This is a genomic window from Blautia sp. HCP3S3_B11 (assembly GCF_052064435.1).
In the GTDB taxonomy this organism is placed as follows: Bacteria; Bacillota; Clostridia; order Lachnospirales; family Lachnospiraceae; genus Blautia_A.
This window is the reverse complement of sequence record NZ_JBQHVP010000012.1, coordinates 73,941-100,582: the sequence shown is the minus strand read 5'-3', so window position 1 is coordinate 100,582 and position 26,642 is coordinate 73,941. Positions and strand designations below refer to the sequence as shown.

At 38.7% G+C, this 26,642-nt stretch carries 24 protein-coding genes and 1 tRNA gene; 4 read left to right on the top strand and 21 right to left on the bottom strand.

The window, feature by feature from the left end; translation table 11 throughout:
• Window positions 1-10: 10 nt before the first annotated feature.
• The 3 genes from ACTNC0_RS11080 to ACTNC0_RS11070 form a co-directional block, all read right to left on the bottom strand.
• Window positions 11-415 (bottom strand): hypothetical protein, encoded by a 405-nt coding sequence (locus tag ACTNC0_RS11080; RefSeq protein WP_441087407.1) that lies wholly within the window; start codon window positions 413-415, stop codon window positions 11-13.
• Window positions 416-499: 84 nt separating this feature from the next.
• Window positions 500-1,618: an Ig-like domain-containing protein gene (locus ACTNC0_RS11075; protein WP_441087406.1), complete on the bottom strand. Its 1,119-nt coding sequence runs from the start codon at window positions 1,616-1,618 to the stop codon at window positions 500-502.
• A 135-nt stretch (window positions 1,619-1,753) separates the two neighbouring features.
• Complete coding sequence (locus ACTNC0_RS11070; protein WP_441087405.1) at window positions 1,754-2,107, bottom strand: hypothetical protein; 354 nt, start codon at window positions 2,105-2,107, stop codon at window positions 1,754-1,756.
• Window positions 2,108-2,235: 128 nt separating this feature from the next.
• Here ACTNC0_RS11070 and ACTNC0_RS11065 point away from each other — a divergent pair, with 128 nt between their 5' ends.
• Window positions 2,236-2,445, top strand: a complete 210-nt coding sequence (locus ACTNC0_RS11065) for a helix-turn-helix domain-containing protein (RefSeq protein WP_216417848.1) — start codon at window positions 2,236-2,238, stop codon at window positions 2,443-2,445.
• Between the two features lie 1,068 nt (window positions 2,446-3,513).
• On the opposite strand, the gene ACTNC0_RS11060 is transcribed toward ACTNC0_RS11065, so the two are convergent.
• The 15 genes from ACTNC0_RS11060 to ACTNC0_RS10990 all read right to left on the bottom strand — a co-directional run bounded on the left by ACTNC0_RS11060 (window position 3,514) and on the right by ACTNC0_RS10990 (window position 16,650).
• Entirely contained in the window at window positions 3,514-4,818 is a 1,305-nt protein-coding gene (locus ACTNC0_RS11060; protein ID WP_441087404.1) for a phage portal protein, read from the bottom strand.
• A 14-nt stretch (window positions 4,819-4,832) separates the two neighbouring features.
• Window positions 4,833-6,395 (bottom strand): hypothetical protein, encoded by a 1,563-nt coding sequence (locus tag ACTNC0_RS11055; protein ID WP_441087403.1) that lies wholly within the window; start codon window positions 6,393-6,395, stop codon window positions 4,833-4,835.
• Between the two features lie 27 nt (window positions 6,396-6,422).
• Window positions 6,423-6,866: a hypothetical protein gene (locus ACTNC0_RS11050; protein WP_441087401.1), complete on the bottom strand. Its 444-nt coding sequence runs from the start codon at window positions 6,864-6,866 to the stop codon at window positions 6,423-6,425.
• The gene (locus ACTNC0_RS11045) at window positions 6,867-7,013 is read right to left on the bottom strand and encodes a hypothetical protein (RefSeq protein ID WP_441087400.1); all 147 of its coding nucleotides are present in this window, start codon (window positions 7,011-7,013) and stop codon (window positions 6,867-6,869) included. It lies immediately after the preceding gene.
• A gap of 165 nt (window positions 7,014-7,178) precedes the next feature.
• A complete protein-coding gene (locus ACTNC0_RS11040; RefSeq protein WP_441087399.1) occupies window positions 7,179-8,363 on the bottom strand; it encodes a hypothetical protein in 1,185 nt (394 codons plus the stop codon).
• Between the two features lie 852 nt (window positions 8,364-9,215).
• A complete protein-coding gene (locus tag ACTNC0_RS11035; RefSeq protein WP_441087398.1) occupies window positions 9,216-10,118 on the bottom strand; it encodes a hypothetical protein in 903 nt (300 codons plus the stop codon).
• 120 nt (window positions 10,119-10,238) lie between these two features.
• The gene (locus ACTNC0_RS11030; RefSeq protein WP_441087397.1) at window positions 10,239-10,418 is read right to left on the bottom strand and encodes a helix-turn-helix domain-containing protein; all 180 of its coding nucleotides are present in this window, start codon (window positions 10,416-10,418) and stop codon (window positions 10,239-10,241) included.
• Window positions 10,419-10,440: 22 nt separating this feature from the next.
• Complete coding sequence (locus tag ACTNC0_RS11025; protein ID WP_441087396.1) at window positions 10,441-10,767, bottom strand: hypothetical protein; 327 nt, start codon at window positions 10,765-10,767, stop codon at window positions 10,441-10,443.
• A 101-nt stretch (window positions 10,768-10,868) separates the two neighbouring features.
• Window positions 10,869-11,711, bottom strand: a complete 843-nt coding sequence (locus tag ACTNC0_RS11020; RefSeq protein ID WP_441087395.1) for a hypothetical protein — start codon at window positions 11,709-11,711, stop codon at window positions 10,869-10,871.
• Between the two features lie 11 nt (window positions 11,712-11,722).
• Window positions 11,723-12,010 (bottom strand): hypothetical protein, encoded by a 288-nt coding sequence (locus ACTNC0_RS11015; RefSeq protein WP_441087394.1) that lies wholly within the window; start codon window positions 12,008-12,010, stop codon window positions 11,723-11,725.
• A 47-nt stretch (window positions 12,011-12,057) separates the two neighbouring features.
• Entirely contained in the window at window positions 12,058-12,549 is a 492-nt protein-coding gene (locus tag ACTNC0_RS11010; RefSeq protein ID WP_441087392.1) for a hypothetical protein, read from the bottom strand.
• Between the two features lie 119 nt (window positions 12,550-12,668).
• On the bottom strand, window positions 12,669-13,754 hold the full coding sequence (locus ACTNC0_RS11005) for a hypothetical protein (RefSeq protein WP_441087390.1): 1,086 nt from the start codon (window positions 13,752-13,754) through the stop codon (window positions 12,669-12,671).
• Between the two features lie 480 nt (window positions 13,755-14,234).
• On the bottom strand, window positions 14,235-14,378 hold the full coding sequence (locus tag ACTNC0_RS11000; RefSeq protein WP_441087389.1) for a hypothetical protein: 144 nt from the start codon (window positions 14,376-14,378) through the stop codon (window positions 14,235-14,237).
• Between the two features lie 1,099 nt (window positions 14,379-15,477).
• Window positions 15,478-16,428 (bottom strand): tyrosine-type recombinase/integrase, encoded by a 951-nt coding sequence (locus ACTNC0_RS10995; protein WP_441087388.1) that lies wholly within the window; start codon window positions 16,426-16,428, stop codon window positions 15,478-15,480.
• Window positions 16,429-16,565: 137 nt separating this feature from the next.
• Window positions 16,566-16,650 (bottom strand) — tRNA-Leu (locus tag ACTNC0_RS10990).
• 584 nt (window positions 16,651-17,234) lie between these two features.
• Between ACTNC0_RS10990 and ACTNC0_RS10985 the strand changes: the two genes are divergently transcribed.
• Genes ACTNC0_RS10985 through ACTNC0_RS10975 form a run of 3 tightly spaced genes read left to right on the top strand, consistent with a single transcriptional unit; the run spans window position 17,235 to window position 21,738 of the window.
• Window positions 17,235-19,616 (top strand): endonuclease MutS2, encoded by a 2,382-nt coding sequence (locus tag ACTNC0_RS10985; protein WP_441087387.1) that lies wholly within the window; start codon window positions 17,235-17,237, stop codon window positions 19,614-19,616.
• 11 nt (window positions 19,617-19,627) lie between these two features.
• Window positions 19,628-20,329 carry a response regulator transcription factor gene (locus tag ACTNC0_RS10980; RefSeq protein WP_117675866.1) on the top strand — a complete coding sequence of 234 codons (702 nt, stop codon included), beginning with the start codon at window positions 19,628-19,630 and terminating at the stop codon, window positions 20,327-20,329.
• Window positions 20,326-21,738 carry an ATP-binding protein gene (locus ACTNC0_RS10975; RefSeq protein WP_441087386.1) on the top strand — a complete coding sequence of 471 codons (1,413 nt, stop codon included), beginning with the start codon at window positions 20,326-20,328 and terminating at the stop codon, window positions 21,736-21,738. The genes ACTNC0_RS10980 and ACTNC0_RS10975 overlap by 4 nt, the downstream gene beginning before the upstream one ends.
• A 53-nt stretch (window positions 21,739-21,791) precedes the next feature.
• Here the strand turns inward: ACTNC0_RS10975 and ade are convergent, their stop codons facing one another.
• From ade to ACTNC0_RS10960, 3 genes are all read right to left on the bottom strand, one after another.
• Entirely contained in the window at window positions 21,792-23,516 is a 1,725-nt protein-coding gene (gene ade, locus ACTNC0_RS10970; RefSeq protein ID WP_441087385.1) for an adenine deaminase, read from the bottom strand.
• Window positions 23,517-23,777: 261 nt separating this feature from the next.
• Entirely contained in the window at window positions 23,778-25,754 is a 1,977-nt protein-coding gene (locus tag ACTNC0_RS10965; protein WP_441087384.1) for an oleate hydratase, read from the bottom strand.
• Between the two features lie 297 nt (window positions 25,755-26,051).
• Window positions 26,052-26,633 (bottom strand): TetR/AcrR family transcriptional regulator, encoded by a 582-nt coding sequence (locus tag ACTNC0_RS10960; protein ID WP_227292099.1) that lies wholly within the window; start codon window positions 26,631-26,633, stop codon window positions 26,052-26,054.
• Window positions 26,634-26,642: the final 9 nt, after the last annotated feature.

The window sequence follows — 26,642 nt, the reverse complement described above, 5'->3', positions numbered from 1 at the left end:
ATCCACCCCCTTAAAACATATCATCAATTTCTTTCGGTGTGATCGTCTTAGCCCCGTAACGACTTGGAGTATATTGTGGTTCTCTGGTAAACATCAGTGAGAAGCAACTGTAATCCTCATCAGGATCGGGAATAGAAGCAATCTTGTCTTTGACCTGTGCGATACGTTTCTCAATGTACTTGTATGCTGCGCCTGTGGTATTAAATTCTGTTGTGATGGATTGCATCAAATCAACATCATTTGCAACGGCTTCAAACACATCAAGCACCGTCAGCAGTAGTCGTTTGTACATAGTTTCCTTGTTATATGTTTCTGTCGCAACCAAATTATTTTCCATCAGAAATTGTGTGTATTGGTCGTCAGGAAAATACTCTTGATTGGACAGTTCCATTTTTAATCTTGTTAATACGTCCATGTGTTCTCCTTTCCTTAAATTTGTGCATTAAAATAGACCACTGGCTACGGCGTTTCACCGTAGTCGTGGTCTTATGAGTTTAAATTAGTTTAAGTTCAATGACAAAAATCCTAAATCTCTAAATGAAATTCCTGCTTCTTGTAATATGATTTTCCATCCAGAAAAACCTACTACTAAGCACGAATCTGCCACACTAGGCACTGATGAATCTAGGAATAGTGTATTTTCAATAATATTATATCTTAATTTTGTGTGCTTTGTATATGTAGCAGGATTAATAGATGCTATAGCATCTACATATCCATCGTTATCAAATATGCTATATTCATATTTCACATATGCATTTAAATTACTATCAAGCCATATTTCTCCAAACATTTGATTAGAACCAGATTCTAAACGCGAAACCATAAAATGTAATTGTTCAGTACCCGATTCATAAATAACTACCCATTTCCAGTAATTATTTTCATCATCATACATATCTTTATCTAAAAGTTTATTACCTTTATTATTCGGACTTCCGTATGCTAGAATATAATTTTTTAATTGCGTAAATGCATTTTGATTATTGTCATCATCATTACCGTCATCGCTGTCAATATCAACTACTACTTTAATTTTGGCTTTCTCACTACTGTATTTATTGGAAATAGTGATATATGTTGTTCCTGTTTTTTCAGCGGTAACATATAAATATGTAACTTTACCATTCTTATACCAATCATCATCCCATGAACATGAAACAATATCAGGATTAGATATAGAATATCTTAATCCACAACTTTTTTTCAAAGTAACTTTAATTGTCTCATCGTCTACACCGTCCATATAAAGTGTTTTAGGTGATACACTTATAACAGAATTTACAGTTACCTTACATTTAACTATTGATAAAGCCCTATTATTCACATATCCATATATTATCGCTGTTCCCTTTTTCTTACCTGTAACTTTACCAGTATTTTCTGATACTGTTGCCACACTTTCATTATCAGACCACCAAGTTGTTTCTGCTTTTGTACCAGTAACCTTTAATTTAAAGGATTTTCCAATATAAACACTTGCTTTAGTTTTATTTATCTTAATCTTGGCTGCTTGAACATCGACGCATCCTCCAATTTCAGGCATGGCTGATGATACAGATAACACTAAAGAGAGCGCAAACAATATAATTCCAAAATATTTTTTTATGCCTTTCATAAACTTTTCCTCCACTTTTTCTTTTTTCATTGTTTTAGCTTAACAATGCGATAATAAACACCGCAATTCCTACATATGCAATTATACATCCTAATGTATACATTCCCCATTCGCCTTCCTTTCCCTACGACTCAACTAAAAGTCAAACCCCATACACTCAGCAACCTCAGTCAATGTATAATATCGCTCAAAGTTCTGTTTCCAGTCCTCATCATTCACGATCATATATCGTATGTTGCCTAATGGGTCTTTGGCTTCAACCAATCTCAGTCCCTTTTTTTTCATATACCGCCTGAGCAGGAACTTAGAAATAATAGGCACTGAATCTGTTGCCTTGTCACCATCTGGCTCGAAATCAACTATGTCGTCACGTTCCGGCACTGGTAGACCATCAATATCATATCTGCTGATAGTGTACTCTTTGCCATCATCGGCTGTGATGATTCCAGCACATTTCTGCCTGTTGTAACTTGTAACTACTCCACGCATTACTTTCTCCTTCCTAATCGTACCACATTGTTGTTATTTAAAATAATTATAGTCGCAATACGACTATTTTTCAATAGTCTTGTCACGACTTTCATATAATAAAGATAAATTATTTATGAGGTACGGACATGACATTTGAGAACATTCGTAATTTGCGTGAAGATGCTGATAAGACGCAGACAGAAATTGCTGAATATTTGAACATCAAGCAAACCACCTACTCAAAGTATGAGTTGGGAAAAATCAATGTTCCGATAGAAATGTTAATTAAGATTGCTGATTATTATGACGTATCTCTTGATTATCTCGTTGGACGTAAAAGAAAACATAAGAAATAAAGGTTGTGGTAAATTTACCATAACCTATTTTTTATTGAGCGTTTCCTGTTTTGGAATCGCTGCATCTCAAATTTGAGACTCAGCATCGGAGTTGAAGAAATCTTCAAAAACTGTTCACTAATAGGGTTTACCAATTTTGGTAAAGGCTTTGAAGAAATCTGCAAAGGCTATTTACAGTTTCCACCAGAATTGGGGGGAATCTGTTTCACTTGGACTTACACCAATTTTAGAGGAAGTCCACTTATCAAGGTATGGTAAAATTACCAGACCTTGTTTTTCAGTCAATCGGGTTTACCAAATTTGGTAAAGGCGATTTATCTCAATCAACTTCCACCAGAATTGGTGTAACTGATTCTATCCATTTAACTGAATTTTATTTAAAGGTTTCTCCATTTGGAGAAGAGCTATTCTCTGTCCGAGTGGGTAATTTTACCACATCGGTATTATTTTGCTATTTTCTCCATTTGGAGAAGATACCATTTACCACATCGGTTGTCACTTGGTGACAATATTTCAAGGTAAACCAATTTTGGTGTACCTTGATTTTTTGCTGTGGGGTAAAAAGTGATACCATACGCACCATTTTTTCAAACAGGGGTAACGGCTCGTTATGCCATAAAACTGTACAGAAAACACTCTCTAATTTCATACAAAATCACGAAAATATTCTTTGTATATCTTGCACAATGCTTCTAACAACGGCTGCATCTGGCACTGATCCGATGATTTTCTGACAATTACCCGTCCCGTACCATCTTTTCAGCCCATATTGTCCTAAAATCGTGTATAAGATTAGGAATCTTATGCGGATTCTGGCATGAAATTTTGGTTTCATCTACAAAAAAGTCAAGTTTTGTTATTATTTGACATTTTCAGTCACATTTTTATTGGAAGTGTAATTTGCTTTAGTATAGTAAAGCGTTGACGTAAATCATCTATATTTTAATTCCTAGTATATCACTATGAATTAGTTGGATTGTATTTATTTCAGTACAATTTTATAGAACGTATTTTGGGTCGTACTTCACTACACTAAAGCACTAAACACCTACACCCACAGTATCATCCTCATTCGTTTCCTACTATATCACTAGGATTTGCAACACTTTTCTCATTTTTCAACCTAACCTTCTCAACCTCAGGATCACTCACAAGGTCTACTTTTTCCATAATCGTATCAACTGACACTGCTCCCATTTCCTGTAATGCTTTTAGATTAGAAATCATTTCCGATCCTGCAACAGGCATTGCCACATTATAAACAACATCAACGTCACATCCAACACTGATGCCCTGCATTGATAATATCTTCTGGAATGTCTTAAATCTTTGCTTAAATCCAGTATTGAGCCACTTCTTACACTCGTTAGCATTAACCTCTGCCATAGCGAATAAGATTTTCATGGCTACTTCTGAGATATTAGCAATCGAAGTAGAACTACCTAAAACTGACGGAATGCAAGCAATATCATTCAACATCTGTTTGAGATTATCCAGTAAGAGTTTAATAGAATTGTAGTCCATATTACAAGAAGCATACTTGAAATCTCCATTATCAAGATTAAGCACATATCCTGTAGCATCAGCAGGAATTGAAGATTCTATATACTGTCCCGTAGCAATTGGTAAGACATTCATAGTATTGGTATAAATGCTATCAGAGAATTTACTCAGCAAGTCCTCTAATTCGTCCATAATAGGCTTAATGTCCGTAAGCATTGACTCCCCAAAATTATAATCCTTGTCTGAAAAATTATGATAATGTATAGGCAGTCCAATACTCATGGTGGTACTCACTAAATGCTCATCCCCACCGTCATTTGACCAACATTCTACATATGTAGGATAATAGACATTCCAGTAGGTCACGTGAGTATAGACATCTGTCCAATGTTCAATAAATGATACATATTCCCCTTTGTCATCATAAACAGGATAGCAGCAAGCACTGTCCAGCACCTTAGATTTTATTACACTGTCCTCGACATAAATAACCTCAAAGGCATCACCAAATTTATTGACTCTATCAATAATCTGGTAGTCAACAGTTTCATATTGACCTAACTTGTAAATGTCATTAAAGGTCTTTAAAGTTTCGCTGTCTTGACATGATAAACTGACAGGATTACCTAACAGGAATGTGTCATGGAATCGAATTACTGTCTTAGCGTAGTTCAGGATCGTTTTTCGTGTGATATATTTCTTTCCTTTATAATAAGAATCCTCACGATTTAACACCTTGTGTCGTCCTGCAAGATAGTCACGATTAGCAACAACATCAGCGATTCTTGCAGCATGATTGTGTTGATTAACTTCTTCCATGAACCATTTCGGATTATTACCATATTGTTTTTCTATATAATCGTTAATCATCTTAACTCCTTTCTCTAAAATGGATACCAAAATCCGTTTTTCATACCCTGAATACAGAGCCAGAATCCTGATACCAAGTCATCATGTGACCCAATTACGGCATTAAAAGCACCATTGTCCTGCGCCACAAACGTTTTCATTTCCTCTAATAAATTATTACTCTTTATTGCAATAAGACCTTTCTCAAACCACTCACGAGCATCATTAACCGCAATACTTTTTGTCTTGTTATTGGTGCTAAATCCAACCTGCCAAACAGTGCGATTATACTCATCATATGTCTTATACTTAGTCATGTTCATATAATGTTTCTCATATCTAAGTCTTTCAATTACAGAGTGACCGCCACTTGCTTTCTCAACTGTCAGTAGAGCCTTGTTGAACCATCTGCCGACTGCATCACAAACATCGGCAAATATGTATGGTTTTGTCTTATTGTTTCTAAATTCCAGTACCTGTTTACCATCCGCATCCACCATAAATATAGTAGAATAGTCATGTTTTCCACCAAGTCCCTCAGATACGTCAATACCTGCATAGTATTTAACGCCATACTTCGGAACGTCCCATATGAGTAAGGATTTATTCTGCACATATGGTCGTAATATCTGCGGTAATCCCACCAACTTATCCAGAGTCAATGGTTTAACCTTTTTCTCCGTAAGTGCCTGCTGAATCCTTATAACACGACTGTTATCAAAGACACTACTTCCCGTTACAATGCAAGATTCCTCAAATGTTGACGGAAATTCCTCGTGAAAAGCATCCAAAGAAGATTCTGCAATCTTACCTCTGCGCCATACGGCTTGATCTGGTGTCATGCCTAGCGTAGCAAGGTATTTTTCTTCCTCATCATATTCATCCTCAGTAAGCATCTTGCCATTATGCCTTGCCTTATAAGACTTGACAGATTGTTTATATTGGTTCTCAAACAGCGCACGACCATTTATGAAATTAAAAAAGAACGGCTTGAAGTCGTTCTCATTGTTGATACTCTGCATATATAATTCAGTAAATTTATTGAATCCTTTTGTCGTGGATTCGATTATAATTTGCGCTGATTCTGTACTGGCTTGCATCAGAGATTGTAACTGTCCGTCCTGATTCTTCCAAAGCGCATATTCGCTCATATGTAATACTCCATTGATCGTGTCGCCTCTGCACAAATCCTTATTACCTGCTGTCTGGCAAGAGATACGGCTGCCATTAGTAAATGTAAGTTCCTGTCTGTTATTAGTCAACAAATCTGGACGCAACCAATCGGGAAGAGAGTAGAATTGTTGCTTTAATTTAGCAAATACTTTGTTTGTAGACTCCTGAGAGTGAGAGATAAGCACACAAGTTGTGTTGTCCTGCACGATGCACTTTCTGATACTCAATGCGGCACAAACAACTGATAACCCCAACTGCCTTGATTTAGAAATGATGTTCTTGTGTTCCAGTCCAGAGACAAATGCTCTTTGCTCATCAGTCAAGATGAACGGAACAATTTTACCCTCTTTGTCTGCAATTTTCAAAAAAGTTTCAATCCATGCAATCTTATTCTCATCAGCCCATAACCACTTTAATTTTTCCATGTTCTGTTTAGAGAGTGCCATTATAAATCACCCCCTAGTTTTCTTTAATTTTGGTATATTTACTGTATTAAGGAAGTCATTGATTTCATCCTGCTCATCTTCAAAAAACTTACTCGTATGAAAATCCTGTATATATTTAGCCGCCTGTACATCACCAGAAAGAGCCTTATCAAGCATTTTCTGATAAATTTTCATTGTGTTGACGGTTTGCATATGTTTCATGTAAATCTTGATGGCTGCTTGTGCGTCCTCACGAACCAACCAATTTTCTTTACAAAATTTTTCTGTCTTATTTTCACCAGATTTATTCTGAAAATGATTATCACACTTGCATAAATTATCCCATGACTGTCTTTCTTCTGGTGGAGTGAGATACCACTCAACATATTTTGCAATATAGTAAGGACATACCTTTGTCATTTTTGCTATAATCGTAGTAGGATTTGGATTTTCGCTCTTAAACGCTGGCATTTATTTCACTCCTTTCAAGATTTCCAATGATTTATTACACGTTTCTGTCATCTTTTCGAGATGGTCCCGCATTTGAAGCATCAACTCGAAACTCCTTTTCTTCATTTCAAATTTTTCATTTTCCCATTTAATTTCTTGTTCTGTCATTTTTTTACTCCTTTTTTATGTATAAAAATAACGGAAGTCTTTTTTATAAGACCTCCGTCCTGTTTTCTGTTTCTAAACAAGTTTCATCGGTTTTCAAACAACGAATTTATCGCATTTTTCCGTTGTCTAATGCGTTTCTAAACCGACAGAAATTTGAACCTACCCTTAAAATCCCATCACATCTGGGAGTCCCCAATTCTCAGCCCATAGTTCTGGTTTACCATTCTCATCCAGTACAACCAGATCATAGTCACCATTTTCATTTACAAGACCATCCAACAGACCATTTTTAAACAGCAGATGTTCCGTAACAACCATATCCTGCATATCCTCAAAAGTATCATATTTTCTGTTGCGTTTGTCTTGGAAAAATGATTTTCGGCTCTTATTCACAACAATATGACATATCTTTTTCGCAAGATTCCATACTTCATTATCTGTAAGTGTGATTTTTTTCATATCGTTAATACTCACTGCTCTGTAATAAGAAATAAGTGGTCTATCCTCATCTATGTACTGAATACTAAAACTAAATTGATATGTTTCTTCAATCACACCATTTAAGTCTCTGATAGCATCCTCATGTTTCATCAGTTCAGCACATTTTTCTCTGTCAAATTGTTCCCGTAATGCTTTTGACGCATATATCTTCCTCAGTAACTGTCGTCCTTTCATCTTAGAGGACAAATTGTGTTTTTCATTAAATTCTTCACAAATTTTTCTTTCAACCTCAATGACTTCATCATTAATATAATCAGAAAAAATATTACCAAGAATACGATCATCTGACTTTGCCATCTTGTAGTAAAAGATATATCCATCCTCATATTCAGCAAGATTCTTTTTACCTAATGCCGTAATCGCATTTAAAGTGATTTCTTTTAACACTTTTTTGATGGTAGCGGAATAAGCCTTGAATAAATTTGGATTGTATATATAATTTCTTTGGCAATAATTCAAAAGTTCATCATCTTCGGCATATCCTTTTTCGTAGCAACTTTTTCTCATAAATTTCAGGACATTGCAAAACAAATTTGTCATCGTAAATGGTTGTTCATGCAACCTCTCATCTGAGAATATTACTCTAAGGTACTCCATCATAGGTGAAATATTTTTATCATTATGACATCCACCATTATTTTTTACCGATGGTTTTTGTAACTCCCGGAGCATCTCAGTAAAAATATATGATTTCTTGGGTTTATGTGTTTTCTTGTTTTCTGGATGATAAAATTTGAAAGCAGATTCTATCTCTCTGATTTGTGCTTTCTTTGAATTTCCATCTGAAACTTTCCATCCTAATTCCTCACAAATCTCTTTGTAAGTGTATTCCTTGTTTAATTCTAGCATTTTTTATGACTCCTTTTTTGTACAATTGGATTCGGGCATACAGATTGATGCAAAGTGCGTTCGCTCATTCGCTTGCGCTCATTCTCTCTCACACTTTGTGAAGGAAATCTCACTTTTTTCTTTCACTTGTGCTTTCATTTACCTGTACCTTCGTTCTTTTTCCATTTTTGGACAGTTGAAATACACTTTACTATTCTTTAATCTGTGTGTTTCAACTGTCCAGTTTTGGAAATGTTCATGTGAATCACAAGACATTTGATCTGTGCAGCATTAGCGGAACAGTCAAATGGATTGCATCAATCTGTAAGCACCTATTTGTTTTTTCTCTTTTTTGTTGGGAAATTTTTCAGCAGAAATGAATTAGATAAAATCATTAATTCTATCATCGTACTTAAATACGAAAACTGATTGCTTCTTTGTAGGATCATTTTTGTGTGGCTTGATGTCAATAATCTGAAATCCATTCTTTAGTAGTTCTCGTGCCTTACTTGCTGAAAAAATTATAATTGTTTTTCTCATTTTTTTGATTCCTTTCTTGTGTAAATTTATTTCAAGTCCGAAAGTTTCTGATTTGCTTTTCTCACTCCACAATTTTACGGTTGTATGCACGGCGTGAGCGAAAAGTTTTCGTTGACAACGGGAGTAACGAAACATGACATCCCTAGATTCAATCTAGGCTTGCAAAAATTTCACTATCATTTGGTCGTGTGAGTTCATCCACATCCCGTACAATATTTCTCTCATTAGCAAACACAAATACTGTCTTAATTTTATTTCTCCTATCAGGCATGACCTTCACGATCCTGTGACCTCGTTTGAGTAGTTCATTTGCAATTTTGCCGGAGTAAATGATTATGCTACTTGTGTCTGTGTATCGCATTTTTCCTCAATCCTTTCTGAATAATTTACAGTGTATTTATTGGTTAAAGCATACGAAAATACATCATCAGAAAAATTACTTATACTTCTGGTAGAATCATCAATACTTCTCATACAATCTCTGTAAATTGCTTTCTTTTTGAATCCATCTGTAGGTAATTCAACCACAATATCTGTGTCCCATCCCAGTACATCATTAACTCTTTCTATATCTATATCTGTACTGAGATAACCATTTTTCAATGTGATTTTTCCATAGCCTTTATGGATGTTATATTTTTTCTGAATTTCCTTAAATTCATCTTTAGTATGACGCTTTTCACACTCATAAAACTCTGGTAGGTCAAGTACATCTACCAGCCAATGTTTATGAATCCAAACATATTTTTCTTCTGTATAATAGCCTTGGAATGAGCCATCAATTGCTATAAGCAGCATCATTAATTCATCTGACAGTTTCTCTTTTGGCAGGTCATATAAAGACCATAAAAGCAGGACAGTAGAGAGGTTATATTTTCTGTAATATTTATCTCTGGAAATTCCTGCAATCCTGTTGAGGTTAATGCTTTCTGGATTACTTGTGCCATTCCATTTGAATTGAGTCAGATGATTGTCAAAACATTTTCCATTTGTAAGTGCTAAATCAACGCCAATTGCTTCGTGTGTGGCGTTTTTGGTTATACCATGTGCATCAAAATTTTGATTCTTGTCATACTTAAAAATCATTACCTGCTCAACGTCCCATCCTTTTACTTGTTTGAGGATGGCACACGATAGAAGTGAATCTAAATCATCTGTGAGAATTAATCCATATTCATCTGATCCGTCAATCCATTCGTTTCCTTGTAATAATAAATTTCTGTAATTCGCTTTCATTCTTGTCACCGTACAGGTGAGATAACCCACTTATACAGTCAACAAAAATAAAGGCGAAATATTTGCATTTAAGCAATTATCTCACCTTTCCTTTCTGCCTGATTTCGGCTTCAACTTTGCCTATTTGTTATTTATAGTGGCTTTAAATTTCATTAATTTTTCCATCAGATGAGGTAACAATTCAATCTGACCTTTTTCGTATCTACAAATGGTGCTTTTGTTGCAATTACAATAATCTGCAACCATCTGTTGTGTTACCTCTAAACTACGTCGCCACTTTCTAAACTCAGCACCATCCATAATCTGATACTTCCTTTATGCCTTATTTTTTTGTTGTTGTCCGTCTCTTGGATGGACTTATTACCTTTTCTTTTACTGGTTTTTCCCTTTTTATTGGCGAGCCAATATCGTAAATACAATTGAGCCACGCTTCGTAAACTTCCTGCGAGGGACTATATTCATTGCGCTCAACTCCCTTAACGAAGCGCAGGTTTACATCACACCAATCTGCAACTTGTTTTTGAGTTTTGCCGTGCGTATAGCGCAGGAATTTAAGTTTTCCTCCATCTAGCATTTGTTTGCTCCTTTCATTTTGGACTTCCCCAAAATTTGGTGTAAGTCCACTTTTAGCTTGTGATGATTTCGTCACAACCTTTGCACCTTACGCCAAAATTGGCGGAACCTGTAAAAAGGGTATCGGCAGTTCACCGACACCCTTCAAACTATACCCTGAAACGAGGCAGCCCTCTATCAGCCGATTACGTTCTTTGCGTATACAACGGCGGTATCGTCAGTCAATGCCATTGCATAAAAATCAGATGTAAAGATGGTGCTAAGTCGTTTAGATGCATCCCTTGCAACCTCTGTGAATGGAGATTCTTTTGGAAGTAAGGACAGCGCATTTTTCTTCATTATAAGGATGAAACCTTCCTGAGAAGTCGTGTCATAAAGTCTATCGCTTAATACAACGGGAATATCAAGAAAATATCCAATGATACCATTCACGCTGATACCATTGCCATCTCTGGTCATTGTTTTTTCTCTGGAAACAAACATATCCATAGCATAGAAACTTGGTGCAAATGCACTATGAATTACAATTGCATCGAAATCTGCGGAGTCTCTATCATCACCGTAAAGACCAAGCATTGCAATAAGTTCATCCTGTGTTACAGTGTTCTTTGCTGCAAGTTTCTTCTTTAATGGAGAAGTAAGACAAGCATCAATCGCATCTGTATCCATCTTTCTTGCAATAGATACGGCTTGCTGAGAAGCGGCTTCATTAATCTGCTGACCCATCGCAACCTCATCATCATAATCATAAACATTTACGCCTGGTGCTGCGATTGCTTTGATTGTTGCGGATGTGGTTGTTTGTTCAAGTTCTCCGGCTGTCATAGCAGTACCAACTTGCCAATCAGCAGCATCACCGATATATTTGTATGCAGGGAATTTAACTGTTTCTCCGGCTTGACCCACGAGATTACCTTTTGTTACGGCAAACTGTGCCACCTTGCATTTTCCTGTGATTTTTTCTCTTACTAAAGCGGAATAAACCTCTGGAACGATTAATTTTGTGTTAATTGTACTCATTCATTTACCTCTTAATCTTTCTTAATAGTTGATTGTTTAATTTCAGTTACATCATTTTTGATTTGTTCAATGTCAGATTTGTATGTGTTCAAGACATCTACAAAATCTGAATTTGTCTTTGTTAATTGTTCATTCAGTGCATTGGCTCGTCCTAAAAATTCATATAATTTTTCTTCTCTGCTTTGGTTCTGATCCTGTTGTTGGTTCCAAATTTTCCATATAAACCAAGCAAGAAAAATTACGCAGGCAATAGGAAATCCAAATGTACTAATGGCTTGCTGGATTCCGTTTAAGTCCATCGTTCAGTCCTTTCTGTGCATAAAAAAAGAACTGAATAAATCAGTCCTTAGTTGCTAAGTGCCTTATACAATTCATTATTTTCTTGAAAAAGTTTTGCCCTTTCTGCGTAGGACATTTTCTTAAAATCTTCCTTTGTGAGTCCTCTGTTGGTCTGATGGATGGAAGGCTTATTACTCCCTGCAAGAAAGTAGTTACCAATTTCAGCACCTACCTTATCAATTGCTCCATCAATGTCCTCACCTACATTTAGATACTGAGCCAGTGTCTCCGGCAGTCCTTTTGCTTTTAGTTTGGATGCAATCTGCATTGATCGTTCCTTGTCAGCAATTTCTTTTTCCTTGGCTTCAAGAGCAGATAATCTTGCTTCAAGAGCCTTTTCAGAATCAGATTTCTCCTGTGGTTTGTACTTGGTAAGTTCCTCGTTTGCAGTCCTCAGACGAGTGCTGTAATCTGTCCGAACCTTGTCTGTCTCACTCTGGATGAGTTTGTTTACCTGTTCCATCTGTTCTGGTGTTAATCCTTCAATTTTTAGTTCCATTTTTTGTCCTTTCCTTGTTACGGCTGGACTCCCTACCCCTAAGTTAAACTTAGCCCTAGTTAGCATCACCGTCCCAATGTGATTTTTATTTTAAGCATTCCCAAATCTGGGAACGCTCATTATCCTGTAATTGTGATAATCTGTTCAGCAAGTGTTGTTCCATCTGAATCTAACACTTGTAGTGTAAATGTACAGTCGATTGCCTTATCATCTGTACATTTTAACTGTATTTTATTACCTGTGATATTTTGAGTTACTGTAAAATTTGATACAACATTCCATTTAAAATCAGTTTTCTCTATAGTTGCACCTGTAGAATCAGTAAAAGCTACCGTCCATGTTTTTGTTCTACCGTAACGAAGAGTGTCTCCACCTGTGATTGTAACAGATGTAGTTGGATTGTCTGGTTCTGATGGTGATGCTGTCAGAGTAACCTCTGTGATACATTCAACATCTTTCTCAATCCACGTTGTTGTGATGGTAACAGATCCTGCTTGTAGCAGCGTAAGCATTCCCGTATCAGATACAGTTGCTATCTCCGGCGCAGATGTTACATATGTCAGTATTGGATCATTAACGGCATATCCATTTGTCTTGGCATCATATGTCAATTGATATGTTCCAGCAGATGTATCAAGTTCTGTTGCTCCTGTATAGGTCAGAGTATTGGTTTCTTTGGCTGTGCGCTTCAAATAATAATAAATCAGTCCACTACGGATAAATGAGTTTTTTACCTGATATGTGCCGCCAAAAACATTATACGTTCCTGTTATGTCTTTAGTTGCGTCTGTAAGCCCCGTATAAGCGATTATAGAGCCATCAATAATGCTGATGGTGGAATTTTCACTGATGTCATAAACTTCGCTTGAAAGCACAAATGGGACGCTTACAAGGGTATTGTTGTGTTTGACCTTGAATATCTCATCACAGCGGATCGCTAATGAAGTATAATAGACACTGTTCTCATCCGAGTCCTGTGACACCACCAAATATTTTCCTTTATTATATAAAGAGAAAATCGTGCCAATTTTGATGTTTGTTGTGCAAGGGTAGAATAGTCTCACTTTGCCTTGTGGAGTGGTGCTACGGTCATTCTTTCTAAAGAAAACTCTGTAAATTTCAGATGTATAATAGTTTGTAATCTCAATCCGTTCATGGTTGAGTGTTCTGTTAAATAATCGCTTGGTCGTGTTAGTGCTATTCAATCTATCACCGTCCTTTCTGCGAAACAAAGTTGCATAAAAAAATGTTGCTCTCCATATAGCCACAAATGAAGTCCCGAAAACCGCATAAATACGTTACCCGAATCCTGAAAACCCTTGTGGTTATTGGATTTTTCAATCGGTCTGAATTTTGTATTTTCGGCTGTTGTGGTATGCTCTCCATATAGCCACAAATGAAAAAATATTTTCGCCCATGCGCAATGGGTGTTTTCAATCGGTCTGAATTTTGTATTTTCGGCTGTTGTGGTATGCTCTCCATATATAAACATTTCAAAAAAAATTTTCGCCCATGACTTATGGATTTTTATGATTTTTTATAAAATTTTACACATTAATTTTCAACCATTAATCATGGGCGTTATCTTTAATTTGTCAACTTGGTTGAATTTTCCTAAAACCCTCTCCTATGTAACTTAAATTTCGCTCTAAATTTAGGTCGAAATGACTCATCTATTTGCGAATTTACCTGTTTTTTTGTAATTTTAAATCACTCTCTCCATATATAAACATTTCAAGTCCGGGAAACCGCATAACTTCGTTGGCATGATCCGAATTTCGCCCATAGTGCATGGTTGAAATTTGCTGCATCGACATTAACATCTTCATTACTCACTTTCTCCTCATAATAGGGGATTAAACAAAAGTCCAAAAACCCTTGTAAAATATAGCTATTTCGGCTATAAAATTTGCTAGGTATGTACAAAAAACGGTCATTTTTAACAGTTTTTTTCTTTCTCCTCATAAGGGGATATTTCGTCATGCTCGGAAACTCAATGATACCAAGGCTTTCAAGGTTGTCAAAGTAATTAAGTCTATGCAAAAAACGGTCATTTTTGACACTTTTTCGTATATACCTGTACATAATAAGAAAATTGGATATAGTGCCTGAACCCCCTACAAATACTGGGTTTGCGGATATTTAAAAAAGTCTAGTGTAACGGATGACAGTTTTACTTCCCTTCCGTATACATCTACACAATAAGAAAATCGGACATCCCCTCTGAAACCCTTATGAATACTGCATATTCTGGCTGTTAAAAAGTGGTTGACTTTGCAACGCCGTAGGCGCATCATCCGTCTAGGAATAGGAAACATTCGTATCAGAGGACAGAGTTTCCCTATGTGCAAAAAAGAAACTCTGTTCCTGCTTAATCCGCCTTATCGTGAGGTTTCCATCTGTAGAGCAGTAGTACAATCTATGAGCGCATTTTTTCAGCATTGGCTTTTCATGGTGGTCTGCCATGCCCTCACCACACACCGTTTCCAGTGTTTGCCAATTTCCGCAGTGTTGAAACTGCCATGGTTCATGTGTTCCCTAAGTACGTCTAGGCTCACAATTTGCCCCCGTATGCTGATTTAACCAATGTACAGACCATATCCGTACCAATAGGCGGTCTGGTTAGGCTTATTGAGGTCTTGCACACGCTTTAACCCCTGTGGTTATTCTGGCTTGATAGACGCAAGCCAGAAGCCCCGACAATTTATTGTTTATGCTTGCCGAAACAAGGTTTTATTTTACAGGAGTAACCTTGAAACCCTGTCCAATTCTTTAAAAAAGGGTAACTTTAATAGACCAAGTTGTATTTCACACTTGACAGATGAGTTCAGTTCCTTTAAGATAGAATTGTATGACGATATTAAGTTATGCTTCGGTTGTGTTGGTAGCACTCCGAAGTCGGCAGTCACGTTTGCGGCGTGGCTGCTTTTACTTTTTCATTGTAATTTTTTCCTTTTTTTCATTGGCTCTTAGATTATCCAGTGGATTGAATCTCTCAAAGTCCATCTGTAAATCTGGTGCAAACATATTGACATATTCTCGTGTTACAGATAGATCACTGTGACCTAAGATTTTTTGCAGACGGAACACATCACCACCGTTTAAAATCCAATGCTTCGCAAACGTATGTCTGAACGCATGGCATGATGTCTTAGTGACTCCACGCCTGTGATTATAATTTGCAACATTGTCTTGAAATGTGCGAGTAGCCGCCTTTTCACCACAAGCACCACAAAACAGGTAATCATCTGGACTACCGCCACGCACCTCAACATATTCAACAAGGATTTCGGCGAGAGCATGGGACAGTGGAATTAACTGTTGTTTACGGTTCTTTGTCTTAGCAAGCCGGATTACACCATTCTCGAAATCAACATCCTGAATCTTGACGTTTAAAGCAGTAGAGATTCTGTTCCCTGTGGCAAGCAGATAATTTATAAATACCCATGTTTTGTACTCTGTGAAATTACAATAAGCCAAATTTGGTTTCTTTAATAAAAGTTCCAACTCAGAATCCGAGTAAGTTTCTTTAATTTTCTTCTCTGCCTTAATGAGTTGAATTTTAAATTCTGGCATCATCTTCATACTCATGCAGTAGTAGAGGAACGCTCTGAGACTTCTCAGATGTGAATTAATAGTTACATCCTGCCAATTGTACGAATCTCTGAGAAACAGGATATAATCATCTACTATCTGAGGTTTTATGTTGCGAATTGGTTGAGATTCATGTGCAAATTTAGCAAAAATCTTAAAATGGTCGTTGTAAGTTTTAATTGTAGTTTCGGATAAATTTTTGACAGCACATTTTTTCAAAAATCGTTCATGTGCCTCTTGAATTGATAGATTGCTCTGACTAGACATCTGGATTCTTTTACGCATCTTTTATTCCTCCTTAATCGCCAAAAATTGCATAAGATTTTGTACTACGTTAGAGAAATTTGTGCTGAATTTTTCCAGATTTTTTTGAAATAAAAAAAGCGAAAACCCCATGTTTATAAGGTTTTCACTCTCAATCATGCGGAAGATGGGACTTGAACCCACACGAGCGCAATGCTCACAAGATCCTTAGTCTTGCTCGTCTGCCAGTTCCGACACTTCCGCATATCGCATTTCATTTTTCTTTCATAAGTTTTACTTATTATTGCGACAATTGGTACTATACCAAAAACTATATAAAGTGTCAATAGTTTTTTTGAATTTTTTTTTATTTTTTATAAGAACTGGTTACCGTTCACAGGTAATATCCCGCGAGATGTTTTTTGTGAGCGAATTTATGCGATTAGCATAAATTAAGTTTGCGAAGCAAACGATACTCCTTGGGCTTTGCACAAGGAGGTTCATATTTCCTGCATCGCGAAGCGTGTTACTGAGAACGCAGTGAACAGTAACTAAAAACTATTATTTTTTACACTTTAAGACTGTGTATCGGCGTGACGACAAGCTGAAAATGTTCCCATTTTTTTGGTTCCCATAAGTATCGTCATATCTTCATTTAGGAAACGAGCTAACCTATTTTTCACTTTTCATACTTGCAAAAATCATATATAATAAGAACGGTATTTTAGCAATATCCAAAAAACGTCTAAAATACTCCCACTATTACAAATCACCGAGAACAGATATCCGCCTTTTTTCGGTCGTATAAAAATAAAATATTAAAAAAAATCAGGAGATTTAAATCAACAATGAATCAAAAAGCATATAAAGCACTTGAATATTATAAGATCATCAATATGCTGACAGATAAAGCTTCCTCTTCCATGGGAAAGGATATCTGCCGAAAGACAGAGCCATCTACAGATATTGATGAGATTCGTCATATGCAGACTCAGACCAAAGATGCCCTGACCCGTCTCTTCCAGAAGGGAAACATCTCCTTCGGAAGCGTAAAGGACGTGCGTGGCTCTCTGAAACGTCTGGAAATCGGAAGTTTCCTTGGAATCGGTGAGCTTCTTGCAATCTGTAGCCTGCTGGAGAATACCAATCGTGTCAAAGCTTACTCCAGAAGTGAACGTGGAGATTCCCTCCCTGACTCTCTGGATGGAATGTTTGAGGCACTGGAGCCACTGACTCCACTCACGACAGAAATCCGCAGATGTATCCTCTCAGAGGACGAAATCAGCGATGACGCAAGCAGTAATCTCCGTCAGATTCGTCGAAATATGAAACTTACCGGAGACAGAATCCATACACAGCTTTCTTCTCTCGTCAATGGAAGCGCACGCAATTACCTGCAGGATTCCGTTATCACCATGAGAAATGGCCGTTACTGTATCCCAGTCAAGGCAGAATACAAGGGACAGGTTCCTGGTATGGTACACGACCAGTCCTCTACCGGTTCTACTTTATTTATTGAGCCTATGGCCATTGTAAAATTAAATAATGATATTCGCGAACTGGAACTGGAAGAACAGAAAGAAATCGAAGTGATTCTCTCCAACTTAAGCCAGCAGACTGCAGAGCAGACAGACTCTATCCGCGCTGACCTGAATATCATGGTACAACTTGACGTAATTTTCGCCAGAGCTTCCCTGGCAATGGATATGAATGCCACCGAACCAATCTTCAACGATGAAGGCCGGATCCGTCTGAAACAGGCACGTCATCCTCTCATTGATAAAAAGAAGGCCGTCCCAATTGATATCCGTCTTGGTGATGATTTCGATCTGCTTGTTGTCACCGGTCCGAATACCGGTGGTAAAACAGTATCCTTAAAGACGGTCGGACTTCTGACCTTGATGGGACAGTCCGGACTTCACATTCCAACACTGGACCGTTCTGAGCTGGCACTGTTTGAGGAGGTTTACGCAGATATCGGTGATGAGCAGAGTATTGAACAATCATTAAGTACTTTCTCCTCACATATGACCAACGTAGTTTCTTTCCTTAAGAAAGCTAACCGCCACTCCCTCGTCCTTTTCGATGAGCTCGGAGCCGGTACCGACCCGACAGAAGGCGCGGCACTTGCCATCGCAATCCTTTCCCATCTTCACGAACAGGGTATCCGTACCATGGCGACCACCCACTATAGTGAGTTGAAGGTATATGCACTCTCCACTCCAGGTGTGGAAAATGCCTGTTGTGAGTTTGATGTGGAAACACTCCGCCCGACTTACCGTCTGCTGATCGGTGTTCCAGGAAAGAGTAACGCATTTGCTATTTCCTCCAAGCTTGGTCTTCCAGACTACATCATCAACAAGGCCAAAGAACAGATCAGTGAACAGGACGAATCTTTTGAGGATGTCCTCAGTTCTCTGGAGAGCAGTCGTGTGACTATCGAAAATGAGCGTCGTGAAATTGAGCAGTACAAAAAAGAAGTCGCTTCTCTGAAATCCGAGATGGAATCCAAACAGGAGAAGCTGAACGAACAGCGCGACCGCATTATCCGTCAGGCAAATGAGGAGGCTCATGCAGTTCTCCGTGAAGCCAAAGAATATGCAGACAAGACCATGAAAATGTTCCATAAATTCCAGAAAGACCATGTGGATCTCTCTGCTGTGGAAAAAGAACGTCAGGATTTGCGCAAACGTATGAATAAAGCAGAGAAAGGCATGTCCCAGAAAGCAGCTGCGAAGAAGCCTAAAAAAGAGCTTACCGCCAAGGACATCTCCCTTGGTGATGCAGTTAAAGTTCTCAGTATGAACCTGAAGGGAACAGTCAGCAGCCGTCCCGACAATAAAGGTTTCCTTTTTGTACAGATGGGTATCATCCGTTCCAAGGTTCATATCTCTGATCTGGAACTGATCGACGAAGCAGAGATCACAACTCCGACCATGCAGCGAACAGGCGCCGGAAAGATCCGTATGTCTAAATCTGCCCACGTATCTACAGAGATCAACCTGTTAGGAAAAACAGTAGATGAGGCCGTTGCCGAACTTGATAAATATCTGGATGATGCTTATATCGCACATCTTAAATCCGTCCGTATCGTTCACGGAAAAGGAACCGGTGCCCTGAGAAAAGGTGTTCACAATTACCTCAAACGTCAGAAACACGTGGAATCTTTCCGCCTCGGCGAATTCGGCGAAGGCGATGCCGGTGTTACAATCGTAGAATTTAAGAAATAGGAGGTACTGCCATGGTTTCCAAACAGAAAATTCTTATCGTTGATGATGATAATAATATCGCAGAGCTCATTGCCCTGTACCTTACTAAAGAATGTTTTGAGACAAAAATCGTAAATGACGGAGAAGAGGCATTGAAAGAATTTGCTTCGTTTCGTCCGGATCTGATCATTCTGGATCTGATGCTTCCGGGAATCGACGGTTATCAGGTATGCCGCGAGATCCGCCACACCTCTGATGTGCCGATCATTATGCTCTCTGCCAAGGGCGAAACTTTTGATAAAGTCCTTGGTCTGGAGCTTGGCGCAGACGATTACATGATCAAGCCATTTGATTCCAAAGAACTGGTTGCCCGTGTACGCGCTGTCCTGAGGCGCTTCCAGGTAAAGCAGCCTGTTGTTTCTTCTAATGAAAAGTGCGTCAACTATCCTGACCTGACCATTAATCTGACAAACTATGCAGTCACTTATATGGGACATCAGGTAGATATGCCTCCAAAGGAACTGGAACTTCTCTATTTCCTTGCATCCTCACCAAACCAGGTATTTACCCGCGAACAGCTTCTGGATCACATCTGGGGCTATGAATATATTGGTGACACCCGTACCGTAGACGTTCATATCAAACGTCTGAGAGAAAAAATCAAAGACAACCCACACTGGGCTATTGCTACTGTATGGGGAATCGGCTATAAATTCGAGGTAAAAAATCCATGAAACAGCATCATCTCTCCACAAAATTTCTGATGTTCTATATCTTCATCGGAGTTTTTGGATTTTTTCTCGTAACCCTGGGCGGCTCTTATATGGTAGAAAGGCATTTCGAGCATTCCTTAAGTGCCGCTCTTTATACTGAAGCACATAATATTGCCTCTAATGAAGCGGTAAAAACCAATATTTCCTCTGCTACTGTAGACATCCTTCAGGAAAATCTGTCTGCAATCGCGGATTTTCAGGATGCAGTACTATGGATTATCAATAATAATGGTGAAATCATTGTCAGCACACGTAAAAATATAGCTATCGATGAACCGATTCCATTTGACGAATTTGATGCTACCAAATGGGGAAGTAACTATTATCAGGTCGGTAAATTTTATGGCTATTTTGATACTGACCAGCTTAGTGTCATAGCTCCCATTACTTCAGATATGACTACAAAAGGATACGTTGCGATTCACTACGCAATGACTAACCTGTATCAGAGTCGAAGCAGCATCCTGTTTATTATGCAGTTTATTTTCCTTATCTGCTATGCAGCTACCAGTCTCCTGCTCTGGGTTTACAGTCATTATATCCGCAAACCTCTCACGAAAATCATGAAAGGTGCCAGCGAATATGCCGGTGGTAATCTTGAATACAAAATTGATGTTGCATCAGAAGATGAAATGGGTTATCTGGCAAATACCCTGAACTATATGTCGGATGAATTAAATAAAAACGGCGAATACCAGCGCAAATTCATCGCCAATGTTTCCCATGATTTCCGTTCTCCTCTCACATCCATCAAGGGCTATGTCAATGCCATGTTGGATGGAACGATTCCTTATGAGATGCAGGAACGTTATCTGAAAATTATTGCCTTTGAGTCCGAACGTCTGGAAAAACTCACCCGCAGTCTTCTGACTCTGAATGAACTGGATATGAAGAAACATATGATGCATATTCATCGTTTCGATATCAATGATACAATCAAAAATACCGCAGCTACCTTTGAGGGAATCTGCACAAACCGCCAGATTCGGCTTGAACTTATTCTGTCTGGGCATGAACTCTATGTCAAAGCTGATATGGAGCAGATTCAGCAGGTTCTCTACAACCTTCTGGACAATGCGATTAAATTCAGCAATGACAATTCCTCTATCCAGATAGAAACAACTGTCAAAAATGGCAAAGTCTTTGTATCAGTTAAAGACCATGGCACAGGAATCCCGAAAGAAAGTCTCAACAAGATCTGGGACCGTTTCTACAAGATTGACGCCTCCCGCGGAAAAGACCGCAAAGGTACTGGACTTGGACTTTCTATTGTCAAAGAAATCATCAATGCGCATAATCAGAACATCGATGTAATAAGCACCGAAGGAGTAGGAACAGAATTTATCTTTACCTTAGAAAAAACAAAATAAACATACAAAATACCGTAACAAAAGCTATTTTGCTCTCACTACGGTATTTTTATTTAACTAAACGGAGTTCTAAGCATCCTGTCTTCATTTACCAGATAAATGCCTCTAGGCGTAATCCTTATTTCAGGAATAACCGGCAATGCCATAAATGACAACGTGATAAACGGATCAAATCCATCTTTCACCCCCATCTCATGAGCCTTCGGTATCATCTTTGCCAGAGCTTCATTTACATTCTCATATCCGGCATCACTCATAAGTCCCATCACCGGCAGTGGCAGAGTCGCATAAATCTCTCCGTCACATACCAATGTATAACCGCCCTGAGTCCGCATCATCTCTTTCACCGCAAGGGCCATATCGTGATCATTATCGCCCACCACGATAATGTTATGAGAATCGTGTGAAACACTTGAAGCAATCGCACCTCCATGGATTCCATATCCCTTCACAATACCAACACCCATCTTTCCTGTATTTTTATGTCTTTCAATTACAGCAATCTTCTGATATTCCTCATTTGAAGTAAAATATCTCTCACCATCTGTTTCCGCCCAAGGAACATCTTCCACCACATCTTTCGTCACGATCTGCTTCTCCAGCATCTGAATCACATGTGCCTTCTCTCCTGAATGTTTCAGTTTCAGACGTTCTTCACTAAATCCCGAAACATGAACCGTATTCTTCAAATGTGGCGGACATGGTTTCTCTTCAGCTTTCTCATCCTTAATAATCTTCTTTCCACAATGATACACATCTACCACATTCAGATCTGTCACATTATCCAGAATCACAAAATCAGCCTGACGTCCAGGAGCGATCATACCAAGCTGATACAACCCATAACATCTTGCCGGCTGTATCGTTGCCATCTGCAAAGCCTTTTCAACCGGAAGCCCCAGCTGCACCGCACGCTTCACATTATAATTAATATGCCCCTCTTTACGGATTTCCTCAATATGCTTATCATCCGTACAGAAACAAAAACCGGAAGTATCCGTATGATGCTCCACAATCCCCTTCACAATCGCATCCAGATTCCGCGCCGCACTTCCCTCACGGATAAGCACCTGCATACCATTTCTCGCTTCAGCCATTGCATATTCATAATCCACACACTCATGATCTGTATCAATCCCACCAAGCACATACGCCGCCAGATCACCTGGTGCCAGAAACGGTGCATGACCATCCTTCACTCTGTCCCGGAACAGATGAAGCTTCTCATGCATGGCAATACTTCCATTAATCACTGATGGTGCATCCATCACTTCCCCAAGTCCCAGAATCCTCGGATGATCCAGATATCCCTTCATCTTCCCCGCGGTAAGCAGACATCCATTATCATCCACATGAGTAGCCGGAACACACGACGGCATCATCACATACACATTCGCCGGTGCATCCTCCGTCTGATCCAGAATATAATCAATTCCATCCGTACCCAATACATTCGCCGATTCATGCGGATCAACAATAAATGTAGTAGTTCCACACTGCGCCGCCTGACGTACCAGCTCTCCCGGTGTCACCAAAGTGGACTCCAGATGCAGATGACTGTCAATAAATCCCGGACAGATTACCTTCCCATCCAGATCAATCTCCGTCTCCCCCTCATATGTACCAACACCAATCACAATCCCATCCGCGACAGCCACATCACCATCAATAAACTCCCCGGTTCCAGAACTAAACACACGCCCATTCTTAAAAACCAGCTCCGCCTTCTCAAGACCTCTTGCCATCTGTGAATATCTACGATAAACCTCCAGTTCCATAAAACACCCTCCTTTCTCAATCCTTGCAACACATCATGCGCATATAAAAGCCCATATATTTTCAGACTTCTTTTTCTAATGCTTATTTTTTTCTTTATATTTCATTATATATTATCATCTGTCCTATCAATATGCAACTCATTTTTCCTGTATAATTTTTATTTCTTATAAGAATCCTAGACTAAACAGTGTAGAAAAAGACTGCAGGCTTCCCCACAGTCTTTTCATAATTCAATATATTATTCAGATCTTCAAAAGTGATTACATCATATAATCTTTAATCACATCATGATCCCTCAATACCTTCTCGATTACGGTACCCTTAACTACTTTCAGAAGCGGTTTTTTCAATGCATTGAGCGGTCCCGGAAGTTCGATTTCCAGTGGAGATTTACCATCCATCAACTTCACACTGCTGTCCAGTAACTCTCTGATATCATAAACGCTTCCCCATACTTCCGGCACACCTCTGTCAACACCCAGAAGTCCATATACAGCCTCCATAGCAGTTCTTACGGAATATTCAGTAGTAAATACAGTATCTCTTGGTGTATCGGCAAACTGTCCGAGGAATGCAAAGTTTACGCAGCCATCCGGGATAACATCAGGTCTGTCACCCTTTGTTCTCGGCATAAAGAATGCTGTAATATAAGGCATCATAGTCGGTACACAAACTGCACTGTTCTCAGCCATGTCTTCAATCTGGTCAACCGGAACACCAAGATGATACAGCCATTCTTCTGTGATCTCCTTACCTGTACACTCCTTCATAGGCTTCTTGATATAATCACCAGGTACATCTGTAAACAGACCATATACCCATACACAAACCTTGTCTTTATCCTGATCCTTGAACTGTCCCTGTCTGTTGATCGTCCAGCTTAATAACCAGCTGGAATCCTGGCAGCTGACGATACCACCTGTAACAACCTTACCAGTTCTCGGGTCACGTTTGCAAATATCTGTGATATACGGAATGATCTTATCATCCAGAGTTGTAACAGTTGCAGATTCCCAGTTTGTCTTTGCAATATCAGAACAGAATTTCTCCGGATGTCCGAAAGACGGATCCTGTTTTGCGATATTTTTCCAGAGACTCCAGCATCCGCTTGTACGAACCTCTGCATCTCCGTTCGGTGCATGATTCTGATCACCGTAGATTGTTCCCTCTGTACAACTTCCGTTTGTCACAAATACAAGGTCGTTCTCAGTAAGAACGATTCCTTTTTCCACACCATTTACCTTGCACTCGATTGCTTTTGCGATTTTCTTATTTCCTTCAAACTCAAAGAGTACATTTGTAACCTCAGTATTGAACTGGAACTCAACACCTGCTGCCTCCAGATATTTCTGCATTGGCAGGATCAGAGATTCATACTGATTATATTTTGTGAATTTCAGAGCACTGAAATCCGGAAGTCCGGAAATGTGATGGATAAATCTCTGGAAGTACAGTTTCATTTCCAGTGCACTGTGCCAGTTCTCAAATGCAAACATGGTTCTCCAGTATAACCAGAATGTGGAATCAAATACCTCATCGTCAAATACATCTTCAATTGTCTTGTCATAAAGATCTTCATCCTTTGTCATGAAAAGCTTCATGATCTCCATGCAGCCCTTCTGGCTCAGATTGAATTTACCGTCTGTATGAGCATCCTTGCCTCTCTCTTTTGTTGCACGACAGAGAGAATAGTTCGGGTCTTCCTTATTCAGCCAATAGTATTCATCAAGTACGGATACACCAGGTGTTTCAATGGATGGAATACTTCTGAAAAGATCCCATAAACATTCGAAATGGTTTTCCATCTCACGTCCCCCACGCATCACATATCCGCGGCTCGGATCAAAGATACCGTCACATGCTCCGCCTGCAATATCCATTGCTTCCAGAATATGGATATTCTTTCCAGGCATCTGTCCGTCACGTACAAGGAAACAGGCTGCTGCAAGAGAAGCCAGTCCGCTTCCTACAATATAAGCATGTTTGTCATCTACGCCTTCCGGTTTTCTCGGATGAGCAAATGCTTCGTAGTTACCATTAGAATAATAAATTCCCTTGCTGTTTTTTTCATATTTTCCACGCTCTGTATTGCGGTATTCACTCGTGTTGTGAAGTGCATCATATTCTTCTTTTTTCTTTGTCTCAGTTGTTTTATACTTCTTTCCTGCTGCCACTGCTGCTACGCCGGCTCCTACTGCTAATGCGGATACAAGTCCTAAACCTTTATTTTTACTCATAATACACATCCACCTTTCTTCAATTCTTCTTTAGAAGTTCTTTCAGATTCGTTATCTTAAATACTTTTTACTCTTTTTGCCTTCCGGAAATCTCTTGATTTCCCGGCAAGACCTCTTCATGACTTTTACATTCTTATCTGTATATTTCCCATATCATAAGCATTTCATCCGTCTGAATTATCTGTTTGTTGCTATGGCTGTATATTAACAGTAAAAATATGATTCTACAATTTACAAAAGCCGCCGAATGATAAGTTTTTTATCACTCTGCGGCTTTTGTAAAGAATTTTTACATGATTATATTTCTGTATTTTTTTCCATAATATTCTGCTGAAAGTTATGAATGGATGTAGTCACTGTATCGTGAAGCGTCAGATCCATCATTCTTACCAGATCTTCAATATTTTCTTTCATTCCTTCCCTGATCCACTCAAGCATGATTCCCACAAAACCATATTTATAGAAGTCTGCAATAAATTTCTTATCCTCTTCTGTGATATTCAGACCCTTGCTTTTTTCTTCCACCACACCCACGATCAGATCATAGGTTAATTTAAAAAGATAATTTTCTATCCGCTCCCTGTCCACATTTCTGTAAACATTCATAATAAACGGTTTGTTTTCCAGCACTGCCTCAAATATCTGGGTTAGCCCTTCTGTCCAGGACTCAGAAGTCTTTTTACCCTGCAGAGCTTTTGTCCCATCTTCCACACAGGACCATTCAACCAGATCATAAATATCCTTGAAATGATAATAAAAAGCCATGCGGCTTATTCCACAGTCTGTGGTAATATCTGTTATCGTAATCTTGTCCAGAGGTTTCTTCAGAAGAAGCCGTTTCAGGGATTCTTCCAGAGCTGCTTTTGTGGTATTTGGCATATAACTCCT

Bases quoted from the DNA above. Each gene is read 5' to 3' on its own strand.
- ACTNC0_RS11080 (WP_441087407.1), bottom strand. From the start codon at position 415: ATGGACGTATTAACAAGATTAAAAATGGAACTGTCCAATCAAGAGTAT.
- ACTNC0_RS11075 (WP_441087406.1), bottom strand. From the start codon at position 1,618: ATGAAAGGCATAAAAAAATATTTTGGAATTATATTGTTTGCGCTCTCT.
- ACTNC0_RS11070 (WP_441087405.1), bottom strand. From the start codon at position 2,107: ATGCGTGGAGTAGTTACAAGTTACAACAGGCAGAAATGTGCTGGAATC.
- ACTNC0_RS11065 (WP_216417848.1), top strand. From the start codon at position 2,236: ATGACATTTGAGAACATTCGTAATTTGCGTGAAGATGCTGATAAGACG.
- ACTNC0_RS11060 (WP_441087404.1), bottom strand. From the start codon at position 4,818: ATGATTAACGATTATATAGAAAAACAATATGGTAATAATCCGAAATGG.
- ACTNC0_RS11055 (WP_441087403.1), bottom strand. From the start codon at position 6,395: ATGGAAAAATTAAAGTGGTTATGGGCTGATGAGAATAAGATTGCATGG.
- ACTNC0_RS11050 (WP_441087401.1), bottom strand. From the start codon at position 6,866: ATGCCAGCGTTTAAGAGCGAAAATCCAAATCCTACTACGATTATAGCA.
- ACTNC0_RS11045 (WP_441087400.1), bottom strand. From the start codon at position 7,013: ATGACAGAACAAGAAATTAAATGGGAAAATGAAAAATTTGAAATGAAG.
- ACTNC0_RS11040 (WP_441087399.1), bottom strand. From the start codon at position 8,363: ATGCTAGAATTAAACAAGGAATACACTTACAAAGAGATTTGTGAGGAA.
- ACTNC0_RS11035 (WP_441087398.1), bottom strand. From the start codon at position 10,118: ATGAAAGCGAATTACAGAAATTTATTATTACAAGGAAACGAATGGATT.
- ACTNC0_RS11030 (WP_441087397.1), bottom strand. From the start codon at position 10,418: ATGGATGGTGCTGAGTTTAGAAAGTGGCGACGTAGTTTAGAGGTAACA.
- ACTNC0_RS11020 (WP_441087395.1), bottom strand. From the start codon at position 11,711: ATGAGTACAATTAACACAAAATTAATCGTTCCAGAGGTTTATTCCGCT.
- ACTNC0_RS11015 (WP_441087394.1), bottom strand. From the start codon at position 12,010: ATGGACTTAAACGGAATCCAGCAAGCCATTAGTACATTTGGATTTCCT.
- ACTNC0_RS11010 (WP_441087392.1), bottom strand. From the start codon at position 12,549: ATGGAACTAAAAATTGAAGGATTAACACCAGAACAGATGGAACAGGTA.
- ACTNC0_RS11000 (WP_441087389.1), bottom strand. From the start codon at position 14,378: ATGAAGATGTTAATGTCGATGCAGCAAATTTCAACCATGCACTATGGG.
- ACTNC0_RS10995 (WP_441087388.1), bottom strand. From the start codon at position 16,428: ATGCGTAAAAGAATCCAGATGTCTAGTCAGAGCAATCTATCAATTCAA.
- ACTNC0_RS10985 (WP_441087387.1), top strand. From the start codon at position 17,235: ATGAATCAAAAAGCATATAAAGCACTTGAATATTATAAGATCATCAAT.
- ACTNC0_RS10980 (WP_117675866.1), top strand. From the start codon at position 19,628: ATGGTTTCCAAACAGAAAATTCTTATCGTTGATGATGATAATAATATC.
- ACTNC0_RS10975 (WP_441087386.1), top strand. From the start codon at position 20,326: ATGAAACAGCATCATCTCTCCACAAAATTTCTGATGTTCTATATCTTC.
- ade (WP_441087385.1), bottom strand. From the start codon at position 23,516: ATGGAACTGGAGGTTTATCGTAGATATTCACAGATGGCAAGAGGTCTT.
- ACTNC0_RS10965 (WP_441087384.1), bottom strand. From the start codon at position 25,754: ATGAGTAAAAATAAAGGTTTAGGACTTGTATCCGCATTAGCAGTAGGA.
- ACTNC0_RS10960 (WP_227292099.1), bottom strand. From the start codon at position 26,633: ATGCCAAATACCACAAAAGCAGCTCTGGAAGAATCCCTGAAACGGCTT.